The sequence below is a fragment of the Pseudomonas sp. NPDC087814 genome, assembly GCF_044742865.1.
In the GTDB taxonomy this organism is placed as follows: domain Bacteria; phylum Pseudomonadota; class Gammaproteobacteria; order Pseudomonadales; family Pseudomonadaceae; genus Aquipseudomonas.
Genome location: NZ_JBIUVK010000003.1, coordinates 233,420 through 252,654 on the forward strand (window position 1 = coordinate 233,420; position 19,235 = coordinate 252,654).

At 62.7% G+C, this 19,235-nt stretch carries 19 protein-coding genes; 5 read left to right on the top strand and 14 right to left on the bottom strand.

Annotated features, from left to right (window positions below; translation table 11 throughout):
* Positions 1-57 precede the first annotated feature (57 nt).
* Positions 58-897 (bottom strand): EcsC family protein, encoded by an 840-nt coding sequence (locus tag ACIOMR_RS04430; protein ID WP_003208925.1) that lies wholly within the window; start codon positions 895-897, stop codon positions 58-60.
* A 163-nt stretch (positions 898-1,060) separates the two neighbouring features.
* Here ACIOMR_RS04430 and ACIOMR_RS04435 point away from each other — a divergent pair, with 163 nt between their 5' ends.
* The 5 genes from ACIOMR_RS04435 (at position 1,061) to ACIOMR_RS04455 (ending at position 6,216) form a co-directional block, all read left to right on the top strand.
* Positions 1,061-2,188: an alpha/beta hydrolase family protein gene (locus ACIOMR_RS04435; RefSeq protein WP_401192462.1), complete on the top strand. Its 1,128-nt coding sequence runs from the start codon at positions 1,061-1,063 to the stop codon at positions 2,186-2,188.
* A 142-nt stretch (positions 2,189-2,330) separates the two neighbouring features.
* Positions 2,331-3,200, top strand: coding sequence for an oxaloacetate decarboxylase (locus tag ACIOMR_RS04440; protein ID WP_177067944.1), 870 nt, complete (start codon positions 2,331-2,333; stop codon positions 3,198-3,200).
* 165 nt (positions 3,201-3,365) lie between these two features.
* Positions 3,366-4,352: a taurine ABC transporter substrate-binding protein gene (gene tauA, locus ACIOMR_RS04445; RefSeq protein ID WP_003208919.1), complete on the top strand. Its 987-nt coding sequence runs from the start codon at positions 3,366-3,368 to the stop codon at positions 4,350-4,352.
* A gap of 2 nt (positions 4,353-4,354) precedes the next feature.
* The gene (gene tauD, locus ACIOMR_RS04450; protein ID WP_087694292.1) at positions 4,355-5,188 is read left to right on the top strand and encodes a taurine dioxygenase; all 834 of its coding nucleotides are present in this window, start codon (positions 4,355-4,357) and stop codon (positions 5,186-5,188) included.
* 14 nt (positions 5,189-5,202) lie between these two features.
* Entirely contained in the window at positions 5,203-6,216 is a 1,014-nt protein-coding gene (locus ACIOMR_RS04455; protein ID WP_003208915.1) for a GNAT family N-acetyltransferase, read from the top strand.
* Positions 6,217-6,218: 2 nt separating this feature from the next.
* On the opposite strand, the gene ACIOMR_RS04460 is transcribed toward ACIOMR_RS04455, so the two are convergent.
* The 13 genes from ACIOMR_RS04460 to paaG all read right to left on the bottom strand — a co-directional run bounded on the left by ACIOMR_RS04460 (position 6,219) and on the right by paaG (position 19,213).
* Complete coding sequence (locus ACIOMR_RS04460; RefSeq protein WP_102604583.1) at positions 6,219-6,770, bottom strand: GNAT family N-acetyltransferase; 552 nt, start codon at positions 6,768-6,770, stop codon at positions 6,219-6,221.
* A gap of 248 nt (positions 6,771-7,018) precedes the next feature.
* Entirely contained in the window at positions 7,019-9,073 is a 2,055-nt protein-coding gene (gene paaZ / locus ACIOMR_RS04465; RefSeq protein ID WP_003208911.1) for a phenylacetic acid degradation bifunctional protein PaaZ, read from the bottom strand.
* A 29-nt stretch (positions 9,074-9,102) separates the two neighbouring features.
* The gene (locus ACIOMR_RS04470; protein ID WP_003208909.1) at positions 9,103-10,749 is read right to left on the bottom strand and encodes a cation acetate symporter; all 1,647 of its coding nucleotides are present in this window, start codon (positions 10,747-10,749) and stop codon (positions 9,103-9,105) included.
* Complete coding sequence (locus ACIOMR_RS04475; protein ID WP_003208907.1) at positions 10,746-11,054, bottom strand: DUF485 domain-containing protein; 309 nt, start codon at positions 11,052-11,054, stop codon at positions 10,746-10,748. The genes ACIOMR_RS04470 and ACIOMR_RS04475 overlap by 4 nt, the downstream gene beginning before the upstream one ends.
* Before the next feature lie 161 nt (positions 11,055-11,215).
* Positions 11,216-12,292 (bottom strand): 1,2-phenylacetyl-CoA epoxidase subunit PaaE, encoded by a 1,077-nt coding sequence (paaE, locus tag ACIOMR_RS04480; RefSeq protein ID WP_003208905.1) that lies wholly within the window; start codon positions 12,290-12,292, stop codon positions 11,216-11,218.
* Between the two features lie 33 nt (positions 12,293-12,325).
* Entirely contained in the window at positions 12,326-12,859 is a 534-nt protein-coding gene (gene paaD, locus ACIOMR_RS04485; protein WP_003208903.1) for a 1,2-phenylacetyl-CoA epoxidase subunit PaaD, read from the bottom strand.
* Positions 12,846-13,607, bottom strand: coding sequence for a 1,2-phenylacetyl-CoA epoxidase subunit PaaC (gene paaC / locus ACIOMR_RS04490; protein ID WP_003208901.1), 762 nt, complete (start codon positions 13,605-13,607; stop codon positions 12,846-12,848). The genes paaD and paaC overlap by 14 nt, the downstream gene beginning before the upstream one ends.
* Before the next feature lie 8 nt (positions 13,608-13,615).
* Positions 13,616-13,897: a 1,2-phenylacetyl-CoA epoxidase subunit PaaB gene (gene paaB, locus ACIOMR_RS04495; protein WP_003208899.1), complete on the bottom strand. Its 282-nt coding sequence runs from the start codon at positions 13,895-13,897 to the stop codon at positions 13,616-13,618.
* 27 nt (positions 13,898-13,924) lie between these two features.
* Positions 13,925-14,914 carry a 1,2-phenylacetyl-CoA epoxidase subunit PaaA gene (paaA, locus tag ACIOMR_RS04500; protein ID WP_003208897.1) on the bottom strand — a complete coding sequence of 330 codons (990 nt, stop codon included), beginning with the start codon at positions 14,912-14,914 and terminating at the stop codon, positions 13,925-13,927.
* A 412-nt stretch (positions 14,915-15,326) separates the two neighbouring features.
* Positions 15,327-16,652 (bottom strand): phenylacetate--CoA ligase PaaK, encoded by a 1,326-nt coding sequence (gene paaK, locus ACIOMR_RS04505; RefSeq protein WP_102368711.1) that lies wholly within the window; start codon positions 16,650-16,652, stop codon positions 15,327-15,329.
* Between the two features lie 101 nt (positions 16,653-16,753).
* Positions 16,754-17,965 carry a 3-oxoadipyl-CoA thiolase gene (gene pcaF / locus ACIOMR_RS04510; RefSeq protein ID WP_401192473.1) on the bottom strand — a complete coding sequence of 404 codons (1,212 nt, stop codon included), beginning with the start codon at positions 17,963-17,965 and terminating at the stop codon, positions 16,754-16,756.
* Positions 17,958-18,407, bottom strand: coding sequence for a hydroxyphenylacetyl-CoA thioesterase PaaI (paaI, locus tag ACIOMR_RS04515; protein WP_008431049.1), 450 nt, complete (start codon positions 18,405-18,407; stop codon positions 17,958-17,960). The genes pcaF and paaI overlap by 8 nt, the downstream gene beginning before the upstream one ends.
* Before the next feature lie 14 nt (positions 18,408-18,421).
* Positions 18,422-19,213: a 2-(1,2-epoxy-1,2-dihydrophenyl)acetyl-CoA isomerase PaaG gene (gene paaG / locus ACIOMR_RS04520; protein ID WP_177123309.1), complete on the bottom strand. Its 792-nt coding sequence runs from the start codon at positions 19,211-19,213 to the stop codon at positions 18,422-18,424.
* Between the last annotated feature and the right edge of the window lie 22 nt (positions 19,214-19,235).

The window sequence follows — 19,235 nt, forward strand, 5'->3', positions numbered from 1 at the left end:
CGCGGGGCAGCGAAGTGGATGCACGGCATTAAAAATTTTTCCGGCATTTCCGCGCTTTTAGTTCACCCGGGGCGCCGCCTTGATGGCCATGTACGCATCCTTGATGGGCTCAAAACCATATTTCTCTTCCAGCCGTTTCACGATGAAGTGCCCCCGCGCCATGTCCTGGTAGAAGTGGGTGAACAGCGTATTGATCGTCGCCCCGGTAAAGGCGCCCATCACCGGAACGGCCTGGGCTGCGAACTTGCTGGAAATGGTAAAGCCAAAACGTGTCGCGACTTTATCGATGAGGATCGCCAGCCATTTCCCGGCTTGGCCCGGGGACAAGCTGCTGATGGCCTTGGAGCCTTGCTTGGCGGCGATCCCCGCCAGCTCCTTGGACAGTTGTTGCATGGCCTGGGTGGTGAAGCTGCGGGTCATGTAGTAACCGGTCTCCGTTGCATCGTCGGCCTGGCTGGTGCCACCCATGGCAAACACCTCGATGCAGGCTTGTTTGGTCGAAAAGTCCCCCAGGTCGAAACCCTCGCTGCGCGCCACGTCGGCGACCGCGCGCATCATGATGGTGGTGGAGATCGGCAGCTCGATAAACAGCGCCGCGAAACCGAAGGCCCCGCCGATGGCGCCCGAGGTGGCCGCAAAAGCCTTGTGCAGCCGGGTCGAGGCCGGTTTTCTCGGACTGTTGTCCAGGCTTTTCAGCGCCGCGCCGGCGGATGAATGCAGCGCTGCCGCCACCGCGCCATTGATCCGTTTGGAAACCACCCCCGGCAATGCCTTTACCGCGCTTTCAATCGGGGAGCCGATCATGCCGGACAGCCTGGCCGTCAGGGAGGGTGACTCCAGCAAACCGACGGCCCGCTTGAGATCCTGATAGTCCTCGGGATTGTCTCTGATGCTCACAGGCGTCTCCTTGAAATTTTTCCGGCTTTGATAAAACAAAGACCCGCGAAGAGGGCCATCGTGCCGTCACGCTTTACCCATTCTTTACCTGCGCGGGTGCTGCGTTCGCCGGCGGGTCGGTTAGGCTGCCAGTTACCTTGAACTGAACGGCGGTGTGAATCGAATGAACCTTCAACCTCGGTACTGGCTGGCGGTGAGCGCCCTGGTGGGCAGCCTGGGATTGATTGCGGGGTGTGCGGGCGATCCGCCAAACCCGCGGGCCGAATTCAGCGAGCGGGTCAACAAGGAACTGAGCACCGCGTATCAACCTTCCCATTATGAAACGTCCGGCTGGGGCGCGACCTGGCAGCTCGACAAGCAATCGGTGAACGTTGCGTGGCTGGCACCGGTGACCCATGAGCGCCTGCCGCTGATTATCTACTTGCCGGGTTTGGGTGAGCCGGCCTCGGGCGGGGTGGCGTGGCGCAAGGCTTGGGCGCAGGCCGGTTATGCGGTGTTGTCGGTTCAGGAACCCGCCCATGATCAGTCGATCTTTGCCTCGCAGCAGGCGTTATATGGCGACTTTCGCGGGATGGCGAGCAGTCATTACTCCGCCGCCGCCCTGCGTGACAGGCTGTCGACCTTGCAGAAAGTCCTGAGCGAAGTTCGGGCACGGGCCGCCAAAGGCGACGCGCAACTGGCGGCCATCGACTGGAACCAGGTGGTGGTGGCCGGCTTTGATTTTGGCGCGCAGACCGCTGAGGCACTCGCCGGGGCGTTGGAGCCCGGGGCCACCCCGGGTGTCGGGCTTCAACCCAAGGCGGTGTTGCTGCTCAGCCCTTATGTGGACGCCGATGCCCGGCCGGACGTGTTCGCCCGGATAACGGCGCCCGTGCTGTCGATGACCGGCCAGCAGGATGAAGACCCGTTCAACTGGGTCAGCTCTTACCGTCAGCGAGAGGTGTTGGGCGAGTCGGTGACAGCGGCGGGCAGTGTTCAGCTGGAGTTGAACAGTGCGACGCACAAGACCTTGTCCGGGAGCGAGCTGTTCAGCCGGCCGGCGAAAAAGGCCGACAAGGGCAGTGCTTCGTCTGGCGACGCACCCAAGGGTCGAGGGCACAAGCACGGCGCCAAACCTGGCGGCGGCGGCCCGATGGCGGGCGAACCGGCGCCGGACCCCAAGCAGGTGGCCGCGATTCAGGCCATGGGTGTGGCGTTCCTGGATAGCCGGGTCAAACACAATCCCGCCGCCACCGAATGGTTGCACCAGGGCGCGTCAACCTGGCTGGGTGAGGCGGGACGGTTGAAGTAATGGCGGCGGGCTTCCCCCCGCCAAGCGTGATGTATAAGTTTCTCAAACGTCATCAACCATCTTTTTCCGGCGTGATACGCTAGCCTTACTTTTGAATTGGCACTGGTCGTTCCCGCGTATACGGCGACAGTGAGGAGTGAACATGTCGAAAATTTCCCACCAGGATCTACGGCGCTCGTTTCGCGAGCTGCTGGCCTCCCAACACTGCTTTCACACCGCCTCGGTGTTCGACCCGATGTCCGCCAGGATCGCTGCAGACCTGGGCTTCGAAGTCGGCATCCTGGGAGGCTCGGTGGCGTCATTACAGGTCCTGGCTGCACCGGACTTCGCGCTGATTACCCTGAGTGAGTTCGTCGAGCAGGCCACCCGCATCGGCCGGGTGGCGCAGCTTCCGGTGATCGCCGACGCCGACCACGGCTACGGAAATGCACTGAACGTGATGCGCACCGTCCAGGAACTGGAGCGTGCTGGCGTCTCGGCGCTGACCATTGAAGATACCCTGCTGCCCGCGCAGTTCGGGCGCAAATCCACCGACCTCATCAGCACGGAAGAGGGCGTGGGCAAGGTCAAGGCGGCCCTGGAGGCCCGGGTCGATCCGCAGCTTTCGATCATCGCCCGGACCAACGCCGCCGTATTGCCGGTGGAAGACGTTATCCATCGCACCAAGGCGTATCAAGAGGCTGGCGCAGACGGCATCTGCATGGTGGGTGTCCGTGACTTCGAGCACCTTGAACAGATCGCCGAAGGCCTGACGGTGCCGTTGATGCTGGTGACCTACGCCAACCCGCATCTCAATGACAACGAACGCCTGGCCAAATTGGGTGTGCGGATCGTGGTTGCCGGGCACGGCGCGTACTTCGCCTCGATCAAGGCCACCTACGACAGCCTTCGCGAACAGCGCAACCTCACGCGCAGCACGTCAAACCTGACCGCCAGCGAACTGACCCACACCTACACGTTCCCCGACACCTACGTGAGCTGGGCCAAAGAGTTCATGGATGTTCAAGAGTGACATGACCCTGCAGGAGCGAGCTTGGTCGCTCCTGCAGAAGCTCTAAGCTAATTCCATAAAATTATTTATTTTATTTTTTATAGATCAATATCATCTAACTGAGTTGACCCTTGGAGAGCCGGAGTCCGCGCTGTTCAAGTCTTATCCGCTCAGGAATCTATAAAAATGAACACGCTGAAACTGGCCCGCAACCTCCTCTCGGCCGTGGGCCTCGCTGTCCTCTCCCTAAGCGCTCAATCCGCTGACCTCACCATCGGCTACATCAACGGCATCGACCCGATCAAACGCGCCATCGCCGATGGTGAATATGAAAAAGGTATCGGCCAGAAGATCGATTGGCGCAAATTCGACGCGGGCCCGGCCGTCCTGGCCGCCATGGCTTCCGGTGATGTGCAGATCGGCAACCTGGGTTCCAGCCCGTTGGCTGCGGCGGCTTCGCGAAACATGCCGCTGGTGGCGTTCATTGTCAGCGCGCAGATTCGCAGTTCCGAGGCCCTGGTGGTTCGCGACGGCAGCGGGATCAAGACCCCTGATGACCTGATCGGCAAAACCATTGCCGTGCCCTTTGTGTCGACCTCCCATTACAGCCTGCTGGGCGCGCTGAAGCACTGGAACCTGGACCCGCGCAAAGTCAACATCGTCAACCTGACACCGGCACAAATCACCGCCGCCTGGGCCCGCGGCGATATCGACGGGGCGTTTACCTGGTCGCCTGCCCTGGGTGAAATCCGTAAGACCGGCAAGATCCTCACGGATGCTGCCGAAGTTTCCAACTGGGGCGCCCCGACCTTTGAGGTGTGGGTAGCGCGCAAGGATTTCGCTGAAAAGAATCCGAAGGTCGTTGCCGATTTTGCCAGGGTCAGCCTGGCGGCGATTGCCGATTACGCCGCGCATAAAAAAGACTGGACCGCTGATTCTGCCCCCGTGAAGAGCATCGCCCGACTCACAGGCGCCAACGCTGCGGACATTCCCGAGCTGCTCGAAGGCTCGTCGTTCCCGACGGCCGCCGAACAAAAAAGCGCGCAATACCTCGCCGGTGGCACCGCCAGGGAAATCGGCAAGACCGCCGAATTTCTGAAAGAGCAGGGAAAAATCGAAAAGGTCCTGCCTGACTATTCCGCCTTCGTCAGCGACAAGTTCATCGGAGAATAATCATGGGCCTGACGCTTCATCCCCTTGGCCCTACCATCGGCGCGGAGGTTGAGGGGCTGGATATGGCCCTGCCTCTGACGGATCAACAACACGACTGGGTGGAGCAAGCACTGCTGCAGCACCAGGTGTTGTTCTTCCGTAACCAGGCCATTACCCCCGGGCAGCACGTGGCATTTGCCGCGCGGTTTGGTGATTTGCACCGGCATCCGATTTACCCGCACGTTGACCGGCACCCGGAACTGCTGCTGATCGACACCGCCGTGACCGATGTCCGCGACAACGCCATCTGGCACACCGATGTGACCTTCCTCGCCGCACCGGCGATGGGCTCTGTGTTGGCGGCCAGGCAAGTGCCTGCGTTCGGCGGGGATACGTTGTGGGCCAATGGCGTGGCTGCGTTTGAAGGGTTATCGGCCCCCGTCAGGCAACTGCTCGACGGCCTGACCGCCACCCACGAATTGACCAAATCATTTCCCACCGAGCGCTTCGGCAGCACGCCCGAAGCATTGGCGCGCTACGAAAAAGCCCGGAAGGATCACCCGCCGCTGTCACACCCGGTGGTCAGGACGCATCCTGCCACCGGGCGCAAGGCGTTGTTTGTGAATGAAGGCTTTACCACGCGGATCAATGAGCTTGAGGCGGCGGAAAGTGATGCGTTGTTGCGGTTATTGTTCAGCCACGTGAGCCGTCCGGAATTCACCGTGCGTTGGCGATGGAAGGCGAATGATGTAGCGTTCTGGGATAACCGCATTACCCAGCATTACGCGATTGATGATTACCGACCGCAAAGGCGGGTGATGCACCGCGCGACGATTTTGGGCGACGTGCCTTTTTGATGGAGGATCGGTCGATGGACTTGCCCTTGGTGATCAACCCTGACGACTATCTGGAAACCGAGTTCGGCAGGGAATTCACGCCTGAACGAAATCGACAGGCATGGCAGCTCGCGTATGCGCGGTTGAGGCACGAGCTGTCACAGGCGGCAAAGGGCACTCATGTGTACGTGGTCATGGGCGTGCAGGGGGCGGGCAAGTCTCGCTGGGTGGCGGAAAACCTTGAGCGATTGGGGCACGGCGCAATCGTCTTCGATGCTGCTTTGCCGGCGCGGCGTCATCGGCAGGAGCTGCTGTCCATCGCGAGGGACTATGCAGTCCCGGTGATCGGCATCCTGGTGAGCGCACCGCTGGAGCTGGCGCTGGCGCGAAATGCCCAACGCAATGCTGACAAAAAGGTGCCGGAGGACGCGCTGAAAAGCGTGTTCAGCATGCTCGAGCCACCCAGTGAAGACGAAGGATTCGTGTGGGTGCAAACCATTGAACAGCAGGCGCCGCTGCCCACAACCCTGCAAACTGACCGGATGACCCTGGTTGCGCCTGATGTGGCGCTCGCTGAAAAACTCGCCGATGCCTTGAACGCCAGCTACGCACTGCACCGCCGGTTTCTCGTATGGAGCAAGCCGCACTGGACGCGGGAGGACACGCAGGAAAGCCTGCAGCGCGCGGCAAAAGACTTCGATGCGCCTGTCGGGGAGAAACGGTATTTCCTGTTATCTCGCGACGAGCCCCAGGCATTGGTGGGCTGTATCGGCCTGCTGCCGCTGGCCGATGAGATTCACAGCTACGAAGTTGGCTATTGGGGCAATCAGGCACACGCCGGTCATGGGCTGATGAGGGAGGCATTGACCGCTCTGGTTTCGCAGTTGAGCGGGCACACACTGCGCCTGACCACTTCTTCGGCGAACATATCCAGTCAACGACTGGCTGAGGCAACGGGGTTTGAATGGGTGGAAACCCTTCAAGGCGCGCGGCGCTGCGAGTACTTCGGCGTACGCGATACGCTGGTTTACCGCCGGACCGCGCGCTGACACTAAAGGTACTCACACTCCCCACGCAGCAGCGAAAGCTGAACCAGGTCTTGATGAGCTGCGTTCCAGTAACCCGCCTGCCTCAACGTTCCTTCACGCACGAACCCGGCTTTCTCAAGCAGGTTCAGTGACCGAGCGTTGTCAGGATGAACCAGCGCCTCGATCCTGTTGAGTTCCATGTGCTGGAACGCCCATCGAAGGGCGGCGTAAACCGCCTCCTTCATGAGCCCCTGTCCCTGTGCCGATTGCGCCATCTCAAACCCGATGGCGCAACTGCGCCACGCACGATTCCATTTGAAGAAACCACAGGTGCCGATCAGCGCTGCCGTGGCTATGTCCTCAATCCCCCAGCGAATCCCCGGATTGGGTGAGGTGCGCCAACTGGCAAACAGCTCGATCAGTTGCTCCGCTTGATGAGGCTCGGTGATTGGGTCGGCACCGAACCACTTCATTGCTTCAGCGTCGCTATGAATCGCAAACAACCCCACCGCATCCTCCTGTGTAAGCTCTCTGAGGGTCAGGCGTTCGGTTTTGAGAGTCGGAAAATCGGACACTGCGGGCGTCACCTTTTAGAAAAACGATTCGCTAAGGTGTGTCGTGCGGAATGAAAAATCAATCTGTTCAGTGGTGACGCAGGGCGTCACGGGATACGAACACACGCTCCTGATCAACTGAGATCAACTGTGGGAGCTGTCGAGCCCCAGCGAGGCTGCGATGCAGGCGCCGCGGTCTGGCAGGTACGGCGCGGTGATCCCATCGCAGCCTCGCTGGGGCTCGACAGCTCCCACATTGGTCTCAGCACTCACTCCTCGCGTTTGACCACCAACGTCAAGATGTCATAACTGGCCACCAGCTCACCCAACTGGTTGGTCACCTCCACATCCCACGCCACCACGCCTTGCGGAATGCCCTGGGGGCTCTTCTTGCCCTGGTCGATCTTGCGCTTGCAGGTCAGCCGCGCCTGGATGGTGTCGCCAATGCCCACCGGGTTGATAAACCGCAGGGTGTCCAGCCCGTAGTTCGCCAGCACCGGCCCCGGTGCCGGGGACACAAACAGCCCGGCCGCCGCCGACAGCACAAAGTAACCATGGGCAATGCGTTTGCCGAATTGCGATTCCTTGGCGGCGATGTCATCGAAGTGCATGTAGAAGTGATCGCCCGACAGGCAGCCGAAGTTCACCAGGTCGGCCTCGGTGACGGTGCGGCGGTGGGTCAGCAGCGATTCGCCAATCTGCAGGTCCTGGAAGAAGCGGCGGAACGGGTGCACTTCGGTCTCGATGACCTTGGCGCCGCGTACGTACTCGCCGGTGACCGCCGCCAGCATGGTCGGTGAGCCCTGTACCGCTGCGCGTTGCAGGTAGTGTTTCACGGCGCGCAAGCCGCCGAGTTCTTCGCCGCCACCGGCGCGGCCCGGGCCGCCGTGCTTGAGTTGCGGCAGGGGCGAGCCGTGGCCGGTGGATTCGGCGGCGGATTCGCGGTCGAGTACCAGCAGGCGGCCGTGCCACGCAGCAGCCACCGGGATGGCTTTGGCAGCGATCTGCGGGTCTTTGGTGATCAGGCTCGCGACGAGGCTGCCTTTGCCGCGTGCGGCCAGGGCCAGGGCTTCGTCGAGGTCGTCGTAGGCCATCAGCGTGCTGACCGGGCCGAAGGCCTCGATGTCGTGGGCGCCGCCTTCCGCATGCGGGTCGCGGGCTTGCAGCAGGGTCGGGGCGAAGAACGCGCCCTGGCTGACGTTTTCACCGCGGGGTTCAAAGCCGTCGCGGGCGCCGAACAGCATATCGCTGCTCTGCAGCAGGCTTTCCAGGCGTTCGGCCACGTCTTTCTGCTGGTCGTGGGAGGCCAGTGCGCCCATGCGCACGCCTTCCACCGACGGGTCGCCCACCACGACTTTTTTCAGGCGGTCCCGCAGGCGGGTGGCGACGGCGTCGATATGTTTGGCCGGCACGATGGCGCGGCGAATGGCGGTGCATTTCTGCCCGGCCTTGGTGGTCATTTCCCGGGCGACTTCCTTGATGAACAGCTCGAACTCTTCGTCGTCCGGGCTTACGTCCGGGGCGAGGATCGCGCAGTTCAGCGAGTCGGCCTCGGCGTTGAACGGCACCGAGTTGCGGATCAGGTTCGGGTTGACCCGCAGCTTGGCGGCGGTGTCGGCGGAGCCGGTGAAGGTCACCACGTCCTGGCCTTGCAGGCGGTCGAGCAGGTCGCCGGTGCTGCCGATCACCAGTTGCAGGCTGCCGGGTGGCAGCAGGCCGGATTCGTCCATCAGGCGCACCACGGCTTCGGTCAGGTAGCTGGTGGCGCTGGCCGGCTTGACGATGCATGGCATGCCCGCCAGGAAACTCGGGGCGAATTTTTCCAGCATGCCCCAGATCGGGAAGTTGAACGCGTTGATGTGCACCACCAGGCCGCCACGAGGCACCAGGATATGGGTGCCGGCAAAGCTGCCGAGCTTGCTCAGCTGCATCGCCGGGCCTTCGTGGACGATATTGCCCGACGGCAACTCCCGCGAGCCCAGGCTGGCGTAGGTGAACAGCGTGCTGTTGCCGCCTTCGATATCGATCCAGCTGTCGGCACGGGTCGCGCCGCTGTGGTGGGAGAGGGCGTAGAGCTGTTCCTTGCGCTCGCTCAGGTACAGCGCGATGGCCTTGAGGCGCTGGGCCCGCTGCTGGAAATCCAGGGCCATCAGCCCGCTGACACCCTGGCGGCGCCCGTGTTCGATGGCTTCGGCGAAGTCCGGGCGCTCCTCGTGAGTGCGTGCCAGCTCGTGGCCGTCAATGGCGCTGCGCAGCACCTGGGCGCCGTGTTGGCCGATCCAGCGGCCAGCGATAAAACTTTGCAGGGTAGGGGCGTGAGACATCACGATTCCTCCGGGTTGGAAAATGAGAGTTAGTGTTTGCTGGCGCCTGCGGCACCAATGCCGGTCATGGAGCGAATGAACTGCGCCAGGTAACGCCCGCGTTCAACGGCAGCGCGGGGCGAGCGGTCGGTGACGGAAAAGACCCAGGCGCTGAAAAACGCCAGGCTCATGGAAAACAGGGCAGGGTTGGAATAGGGGAACAGCGCCTTGTCGTAATGCAGTACGTTGACCCACACCGCCGGGCTCAGCACCAGCAGCACGATGGCCGAGACCAGTCCCGCCAGGCTGCCGGTCACCGCGCCACGGGTGGTCAGGCCCTTCCAGTACATCGAGAGGAACAGCACCGGGAAATTCACCGAGGCGGCGATTGCCAGTACCAGGCCGGACAGGAACGCGATGTTCTGCGACTCAAACAGCAGGCCGAGGATGATCGCCAGCACGCCGATGCACAGCGTGGCGATGCGCGACACGCGGATTTCCTGCTGCTCGCTGGCCTGGCCCTTGCGGATCACGCAGGCATACAGGTCGTGGGACACCGCCGACGCGCCGGACAACGCCAGCCCGGCGACCACGGCCAGGATGGTCGCGAAGGCCACCGCCGAAATGAACCCGAGGAACAGGTTGCCGCCCACGGCCTGTGCCAGGTGCACGGCGATCATGTTGCCGCCGCCGATGATCGCGCCGTTGGCATCCCGGAAGCTTGGGTCAGTACCCACCATGACGATGGCGCCGAAGCCGACGATGATCAGCAGCAGGTAGAAGTAGCCAATGAAACCGGTGGCGTAGAACACGCTCTTGCGCGCTTCCTTGGCGTCGCTGACGGTAAAGAAGCGCATCAGGATATGCGGCAACCCGGCGGTGCCGAACATCATGCCCAGCCCCAGGGAAATCGCATCGATCGGGTTCGACAGCAAGCCGCCCGGCGCCATGATCGCGCTGCCCTTGGCATGCACGGCGGTGGCCCCGGCGAACATCGCCTCGGTGCTGAAACCAAAGTGCTTGAGCACCATGAATGCCATGAAGGTGGTGCCGAACAGCAACATCACCGCCTTGATGATCTGCACCCAGGTGGTGGCGAGCATGCCGCCGAAGGTCACGTAGAACACCATCAGCACGCCCACCAGCATCACCGCGTACAGGTAGTCGATGCCGAACAGCAGCTCGATCAGCTTGCCGGCGCCCACCATCTGCGCCACCAGGTACATCAGCGCCACGGTCAGGGTGCCGAAGGCCGAGGTCAGGCGCACCGGGGTCTGCTCCAGGCGGTAGGACACCACATCGGCAAACGTATACTTGCCCAGGTTGCGCAGGCGCTCGGCGATCAGGAACAGGATGATCGGCCAGCCGGCCAACACGCCCAGGGCGTAGAGCAGGCCGTCATAACCGTTGAGGAACATCATCGCCGAGATGCCGAGGAATGACGCCGCCGAGATCATGTCGCCGGCAATCGCCAGGCCATTCTGGAAGCCGCTCATGCCGCCGCCGGCGGTGTAGAAGTCGCTGGCGGAACGGGTGCGCAGGGCGGCCCAGCGAGTCACGCCGAGGGTGAACAGCACGAACACCAGGAACATGCCGATGGCGTTCCAGTTCAGTGGACGGGATGCGCCGTCGGCGGCGACTGCAAGGTCCGTGGCCAATGCCAGCGGCAGGAGAAACCACGCTACCAGCCGGCTCATGCTGTGCACTCCTGCTTGAGCTTGTCGTTCAGCGGGTCGATCACGTGGTTGGCGCGGTACACATAAAAGCCGGTCAGCGCGAACGCCAGCAGCACAATCACCACACCCACCAGCATGCCCACGGTGGTCACGCCGCCGCTCAACGACTGCCCGAGGGTAGCCGGGGAGAACGCCACCAACAGCACAAACCCGAAATAGATCACCAGCATGATCAGCGACAGCGACCAGTACAGGTTCTGTTTGCGGCGTACCAACTGGATGAAATCGGGATGTCGACGGATGCGCTCGATATCGTCGGGGGTCATGGTGGTGTGCTCCTTTTTATTGTTGTTGTGGTTAAACCTGCGTCCTGTAGGAGCGAGCTTGCTCGCGAAAAACCTGAGGGCGCCGCGTTGATTCAGGCTACCCGCGTCATCGTTAACGATCTTCGCGAGCAAGCTCGCTCCTACAGGGGAGCGGTGTGTCCTTAAAGCTGATCGAAATCCAGTACCACCTTGTCGCTGACCGGGAATGCCTGGCACGACAGCACATAGCCGGCGGCCACTTCGTAGTCTTCGAGGGCGTGGTTGCTGTCCATCTCCACTTCGCCTTCGATGACTTTGCATTTGCAGGTGGAGCACACGCCGGCCTTGCACGAATACGGCAGCTCGGCGCCCTGGGCATTGCCCGCGTCGAGGATGCTCTGAGTGTTGCGGGGCAGGTCGAAGGCGAGGGCGCGGCCATCGCTGATCACCGTGATCTGGCTGACCGCCGCATCCACTTGCCGCGCCGCTTCGCGGGCCTCGCGCTTGTGCTGGCTGCCGGCGGCGGCGAACAGTTCGAAATGGATGCGCTCCGGCGCCATGCCCTTGGCCTTGAGGCTGTCGCGCACGGTCTCGGTCATCTCCTGCGGGCCGCAGATAAAGGCCGCGTCGAGGGCTTTTACGTCGAGCCAGCGGGAGAACAGTTGCTCGCACTTCTCGGCATTGATGCGGCCGTTGTAGAGGTCGACATCCTGCTGCTCGCGGCTGAACACGAAGATCAGGTTCAGGCGCTGCAGGTAGCGGTTCTTCAGGTCTTCGAGCTGTTCGCGAAACAGCGCGCCGGAGCTGGAACGGTTGCCGTACAGCAGCGTCACGCGACTATGGGGCTCGGTTTGCAGGGTGGTCTTGATGATCGACAGGATCGGCGTGATACCGCTGCCGGCCGCCACTGCCAGGTAATGGCCGTGGCGAGCCGGATCAAGGTCCACATGAAAATGCCCGGCGGGCGGCATCACTTCCAGGCTGTGCCCGGCCTTGAGCTGCTCATTGGCAAAGGCGGAGAACCGTCCACCGGCCACGCGCTTGATGGCGATGCGCAGTTCGCCGTCATTGACCCCGGTGCAGATCGAATAGGAACGGCGCACTTCCTCGCCATCCAGCTGGGTGCGCATCACCAGGTGCTGGCCCTGGGTGAAGTGGAAGCTATCTTGCAGGTGCTGCGGAATCTCGAAGGCGATGGACACCGCGTCACGGGTCTCGTTGCGCACATCCTTGATGGTCAGGCTGTGAAATTTGCTCATTGTTGTTCTCCAACCAAGCGGGCCGCTGGCCCCTCAGATGCACTTGAAATAGTCGAACGGTTCCAGGCAATCGCGGCAGCGGTGCAGCGCCTTGCAGGCGGTGGAGCCGAATTCGCTGAGCACTTCGGTGTGGGTGCTGCCGCATTGCGGGCAAGCAATCACCGGGCTTTCTCCCAGCAGGCTGCGTTTGCTGCTACTGCCTTGGGGCGGTGCGATGCCGTAGGCCCGCAGGCGTTCGCGGCCGCTGCTGGTGATCCAGTCGGTGGTCCAGGCCGGGGTCAGCTTGCGTTCCAGTTGCGGGGCGCGGAAACCTGCCAGCTCCAATGCATCGCGGATATCGCCCTCGATCACTTCGGTGGCGGGGCAGCCGGAGTAGGTCGGCGTGACCACCACATGCAAGTGGCCGGCCTGCCAGTCCAGGTCGCGCACTATGCCCAGGTCGACCACGCTCACCACCGGCACTTCCGGGTCCATGACCTGCGCCAGGGTGGCCCACGCGGCAGCCAGGTCGGTGGGTTGCGCCGGGCGTGCGCCCTGGTCGCTGGCGATCAGCTCACCAGGTTGCATCGGGGTACGCTCGGGGCAAAAACTGCATTTCCGCCAACAAAATTCCCAGGTGCTCGCTGTGCAAACCGCGGCGTGCATCCAGGTAGAAATAGCTCGCAGCAGGCGGCAGGGGCAGGGTGGCGCTGGTAAAGATTTCGCTGACCTGGGTTTGCCACGCTGCGGCAACCTGAGCGGCGTCCGGCGTAATGCCGGCGGCGTGCAGGCGCTGTTCACTGTCGTCGGCGCCGGTCAGTTCCACGGTGAACCGCCACAGCTCGGGGATCGCCGCGAGCATGCGTTTATGGCTTTCCTCGGTGCCGTCCCCGAGGCGCTCCACCCACTCGCCGGAGCGGCGCAGGTGATAGGTGACTTCCTTCACCGCCTTGGCCGCGATGCCGGCGATGCGTTCGTCGCTGGATTGGGCCAGGCCGCTCAACACCGGCAAGTGCCAGGCGTCATACAGGAATTGCTTGAGGATGGTCACCGCGTAGTCGCCATTGGGTTGTTCCACCAGCAGCAGGTTGCGATAGGCCCGCTCATCCCGGCGGAAGGCCAGGTGATCGGCGTCGCGCCCGTCGTCCAGCAGCTCGGCGGCGTATTCCAGCCAGTTGCGAGCCTGGCCCACCAGGTCGAGGCCGACGTTCATCAGCGCCAGTTCTTCTTCCAGCGCCGGCGCATGGCCGCACCACTGGCACAGGCGCTGGCCCTGGATCAGGGCGCTGTCGCCGAGGCGCAGCAGGTATTCGATCAGATCGGTTTCAGGGTTCATGGTCGACCTCACATATGCCCGACTTCGGCCGGCAACTCGTAGAAGCTGGCGTGGCGGTAGACCTTGTCATCGGCCGGGTCGAACAGCGGGTCTTTCTCGTCCGGCGACGAGGCGGTGATCAGCGCGGAAGGCACTACCCACAGGCTCACGCCTTCACTGCGGCGGGTGTACAGCTCCCGGGCGTTTTCGATGGCCATGGTGGTGTCGGCGGCATGCACGCTGCCCACATGCTTGTGATTCAGGCCGTGCTTGCTGCGCACGAAGACTTCAAACAGGGTCCATTCAGACATAACGGTGACTCCACATCAGGTGGCCGATCAGGCGGCGTTCTTGTTCTGTTTTTTACGGGCGTGGGCGACGGCGGCTTCGCGTACCCAGGCACCGTCTTCAATCGCCTTGCGGCGGGTGGCGACGCGTTCCTGGTTGCACGGGCCGTTGCCCTTGAGCACTTCGTAGAACTCGCTCCACTGGATCTCGCCGAAATCGTAATGGCCGCGTTCGGCGTTCCACTTCAGGTCCGGGTCGGGGCAGGTGCAGCCCAGCAGCTCCAGCTGCGGGATGGTCTGGTCGATGAAGCGCTGGCGCAGTTCGTCGTTGCTCTGGCGCTTGATTTTCCAGGCCATGGATTGGGCGCTGTTGGGCGAGTGTTCGTCGCTGGGGCCGAACATCATCAGCGATGGCCACCAGAGGCGGTTGATCGCGTCCTGGACCATGTCTTTTTGCGCCTGGGTGCCCTGGCGCATCATGGTCAGCAGCAGTTCGTAGCCCTGGCGCTGGTGAAAGCTTTCTTCCTTGCAGATGCGCACCATGGCCCGGGAGTAGGGGCCGTAGGAGGTGCGCTGCAGTACCACCTGGTTGACGATGGCGGCGCCGTCTACCAGCCAGCCTACTGCGCCCATGTCGGCCCAGTTCAGGGTGGGGTAGTTGAAGATGCTGGAGTACTTGGCCTTGCCGCTGTGGAGCTTGGCGATTTCTTCGTCGCGGTCGGCGCCCAGGGTTTCCATGGCGCTGTAGAGGTACAGGCCGTGGCCGGCTTCGTCCTGGATCTTGGCCATCAGTTGCAGCTTGCGTTTGAGGGTGGGGGCGCGGGTGACCCAGTTGCCCTCGGGCAGCATGCCGACGATTTCCGAGTGGGCGTGTTGGGAGATCTGGCGGATCAGGGTTTGACGGTAGGCGTCGGGCATCCAGTTCTTGGCTTCGATCTTGATTTCGGCGTCGATTTTTTCCTGGAAAGCGCGTTCCTGGTCGGACATCTCGGAGAGGTCCTTGATGCGCTTTACTCCGGTTTCTACAAGCTGTGCGTACATGGGGGGTCTCCCGCCTTGTGTTTTGTCGTAGGCATGGAGGACTTTATAAGCGATACGGAAATTAATATCAAACACAAAATATGGTGTCGTTATTTGATTTTGTATCGCTTTGCGGGAAGGGAGCAGATATCTGTCGCTACGGTAACGGCGGCATAGGGTTCCCGGTCATCGTGGTAAGCAGGGCCAGTAGGCAAAAAACAGGGCCGCTTTATGTGGGAGCGGGCTTGCTCGCGAAGAACCTGAGTGCGCCGCGTTGAATCAGGATGCCCGCGTCATCGTTAACGACCTTCGCGAGCAGGCCCGCTCCCACATTTGAACCGTGTGCGCCTTTGATTTTGCTGGTGCTCTACCCCCACCCCAAAAAACGAGCAAAAAAAAGCCCCGCAAATGCGGGGCCAAAAAGGTGCAGCAGTCATGCCTTAGGGCGACGATCCATCACATGGCAAGCCTTGCCCTCAGACCGCTTGATCGAATGCAGCGGCTGCAAAACGATGCGCGAGCTGATCCCGATATACGTCTTGATGTGCCTGCTCAGTTCGCTGGAAACGGCTTTCTGTTGTTCATCATTGAGGTGCTGATGCTCAGCCTTGAGCTCCACATGCACATCCACACTGTCCAGGTTGCCATTACGATACAGATGTATCTCATAACACTCTGAAAGCTGTTTTATTTTAAGCACCTGCTCCTCGATCTGCGTGGGAAACACATTAACCCCGCGAATGATCAGCATGTCATCACTGCGCCCGGTGATCTTGTCGATCCGCCGCATCGGCCGCGCAGTCCCCGGCAGCAACCGCGTCAAATCCCGGGTGCGGTAGCGAATCATCGGCAGCGCCTCCTTGCTCAAGGAGGTAAACACCAGTTCTCCCATCTGCCCGTCCGGCAGCACCTCACCCGTCACCGGGTCGATGATCTCCGGGTAGAAGTGATCCTCCCAAATGGTCGGGCCATCCTTGGTTTCCGCACACTCCATGGCCACCCCGGGCCCCATGATTTCCGACAGCCCATAAATATCCAGCGCCGTAATCCCCAGTCGCGCCTCGATTGCACTGCGCAGCTCGGCAGTCCACGGCTCGGCCCCAAAGATCCCCAGTCGCAACGCCAGCTTCTGTGGATCAATGCCCTGGCGCTCGATTTCATCGGCAATGTTCAGCATGTACGAGGGCGTGACCATGATGATGTCCGGCTGGAAATCCTTGATCAGTTGCACCTGTTTTTCCGTCTGCCCGCCGGACATCGGAATCACCGTACAACCCAGGCGTTCCGCGCCGTAGTGGGCACCAAGGCCGCCGGTGAACAGCCCGTAGCCATAGGAAATATGCACCTTGTCGCCACGTCGCCCACCGGCCGCGCGGATCGAGCGGGCCACCACGTTGGCCCAGGTGTCGATGTCGTTCTGGGTGTAACCCACCACCGTCGGCTTGCCGGTGGTGCCGCTGGAAGCGTGCAGGCGCACCACCTCGTTCATCGGCACGGCAAACATGCCGTAGGGGTAACTGTCCCGCAGGTCGCCCTTGGTGGTGAACGGGAACCTGGCCAGGTCGTCCAGGGACTTGATGTCATCCGGGTGCACCCCCAGCGCGTCGAAGCGCTGACGGTACAGCGGCACATTCTGGTAGGCGTGGCGCAGGCTCCAGCGCAGGCGCTCCAGTTGATGGGCGCGCAGTTCGTCGACGCTGGCGGTTTCCAGCGGGTCCAGCACAGGGTTAAGCACGGCGTTTGGAATAGGCATGTTCATGAGTTCACTCGAATTATTTTTGTGTATCAGCCCACCGCACACCGTGGGCTTTGAGTGCATGCCCCAAGGATACCGCTAGGCTCCCCGGGAATCGCGAATCTTTAGTCGGACAGGCGCTCGATGATCAGCGCGATGCCTTGGCCCACGCCGATGCACATGGTGCACAGGGCGTAGCGGCCGCCACGATCTTCCAGTTCATGCAGGGCGGTGGTTACCAGCCGTGCGCCGCTCATCCCCAGCGGATGGCCGAGGGCGATGGCGCCGCCGTTGGGGTTCACCCGTGGGTCGTTGTCCCCCAGGCCCAGCTCGCGCAGTACCGCCAGGCCCTGGGCGGCGAAGGCTTCGTTGAGCTCGATCACGTCCATGTCCGCCAGGCTCAGGTTGGCCAGTTCCAGCACCTTGCGGGTCGCCGGCACCGGGCCGATGCCCATGATGCGCGGTTCCACGCCGGCGGTGGCCATCGCCACCACCCGGCCGCGGGCGACCAGGCCGTGACGCTTGGCAACTTCCGCGCTGGCCAGCAGCAGGGCGCAGGCGCCGTCGTTGACCCCGGATGCATTGCCGGCGGTGATGCTGCCACCCTCGCGGAATGGCGTGCCGAGTTTCTGCAGTTGTTCAAGGGTGGTGTCGCCGCGGGGGTGTTCGTCGTGTTCCACCACCTTGGCCGGGCCTTTGCGCTGGGGGATTTCCACCGCGACGATTTCCCTGGCCAGGCGCCCGCTGGCCTGGGCGGCGGCTGCACGTTGCTGGCTGCGCAGGGCAAACGCGTCCTGGTCGGCACGGGAGATATTGAACTGCTCGGCGACGTTTTCAGCGGTCTCCGGCATCGAGTCGATCCCGTAGGCCTTTTTCATCAGCGGGTTGACGAAGCGCCAGCCAATGGTGGTGTCGTATAGCTGCGCATCGCGGGAAAACGCCTGTTCGGCCTTGCCCATTACCAGCGGTGCCCGGGACATCGATTCCACGCCGCCCACCAGCATCAAGCCGGCCTCGCCACAGCGAATCGCCCGGGCCGCGCTGCCGATGGCGTCCAGCCCCGAGCCGCACAAACGGTTGAGGGTGGTGCCCGGCACGCTCACCGGCAGCCCGGCCAGCAGCGCCGACATGCGCGCCACGTTGCGGTTGTCTTCGCCGGCCTGGTTGGCGCAGCCGTAGATCACATCGTCGACGCTGCTCCAGTCCACTTGCGGGTGGCGGCGCAGCAGTTCGCGCAGCGGCACCGCTCCGAGGTCGTCGGCGCGCACGCTGCTCAAGGCGCCGGCGTAGCGGCCGATCGGGGTGCGGACTGCGTCGATGATCAAGGCGTCATTCATTCGGATTCTCCTGCGCCAGCACCGTGCCGCGCACTTTGTAGGATTTGCCATGGAACAGCGCAATCAGCTGGCCCAGTTGGTTTTCGATACGGACGTCGTAGTTGCCGGTGCGACCCGAGCGGCTTTGCTCGCGACAATCGGCACTCAAGGTGTCGCCCAGGTGGGCCGGGGCGATGTAGTCGATGCTGCAGCCGAGCGCCACGGTGGCGTCGTTGTAGCTGTTGCAGGCCAGGGCGAATGCCGAGTCCGCCAGCGCAAACAGGTAGCCGCCGTGGCAGGTGCCGTGGCCCTGGATCATGTCGGCGCGCACGCTCATGCCCAGTCGTGCGCAACCCGGCGCCACCGAGAGCAGGCGCATGCCCATGCCCTGGCTGGCGGCATCGCGGCTGAACATGGCCTGGGCGCACTGGTTGGCCAGGTTCATGGCTTCATGGTTGGTCATGTGGTGCGCTCCTTTCAGCGGCCCTTGAAGCTTGGGCTGCGTTTTTCCATGAAGGCGGCGACGCCTTCGCGGTAATCCTCGCTGCGCCCGGCCAGGCGTTGCAGGTCGCGCTCCAGCTCCAGTTGTTGGTCAAAGCTGTTGCTCAGGCTGGCGTTCAGGCTGCGCTTGATCAGCGCCAGGCCGTAGGTCGGTTGCGTGGCCAGGTGGCGGGCGAGGGTCAGGGCTTCGTTGCGCAAGTCGGCGTCGTCCACGCAGCGGTAGATCAGGCCCCATTGCTCGGCCTGCTCGGCGCTTAGGCGGTTGCCCAGCAGGGCCAGCGCCTTGGCGCGGGCCATGCCCACCAGGCGCGGCAGGGTCCAGGTGCCGCCGGAATCGGGGATCAGGCCGATCTTGCAGAAGGCTTGGATGAAGTTCGCCGAGCGTGCTGCCAGCACCAGGTCGCAGGCCAGCGGGATGTTCGCGCCGGCACCGGCCGCCACGCCGTTGACCGCGCAGATCACCGGCAAAGGCAGGTCGCGCAGTTGGCGGATCAGCGGGTTGTAGAACTTCTCGATGGATTCGCCCAGGTCCGGCACCGCGCTGCCGGGTGCCACGTTGCGGTCGCTGAGGTCTTGCCCGGCGCAAAAGCCGCGGCCTTCACCGGTGAGCAGCAGCACGCGCACGTCGGGGTTTTCCTGGACTTGCTTCAACGCTTGCTGGACTTCGCCGTGCATCTGCGTGTTGAAGCTGTTGAGCTGGTCGGGGCGATTGAGGCTGAGCAGGGCGACGCCGGCCTCGATGGAAAACAGGATGTGTTCGAAGTTCATGGTCGTGAGGCCCTCACGGTGC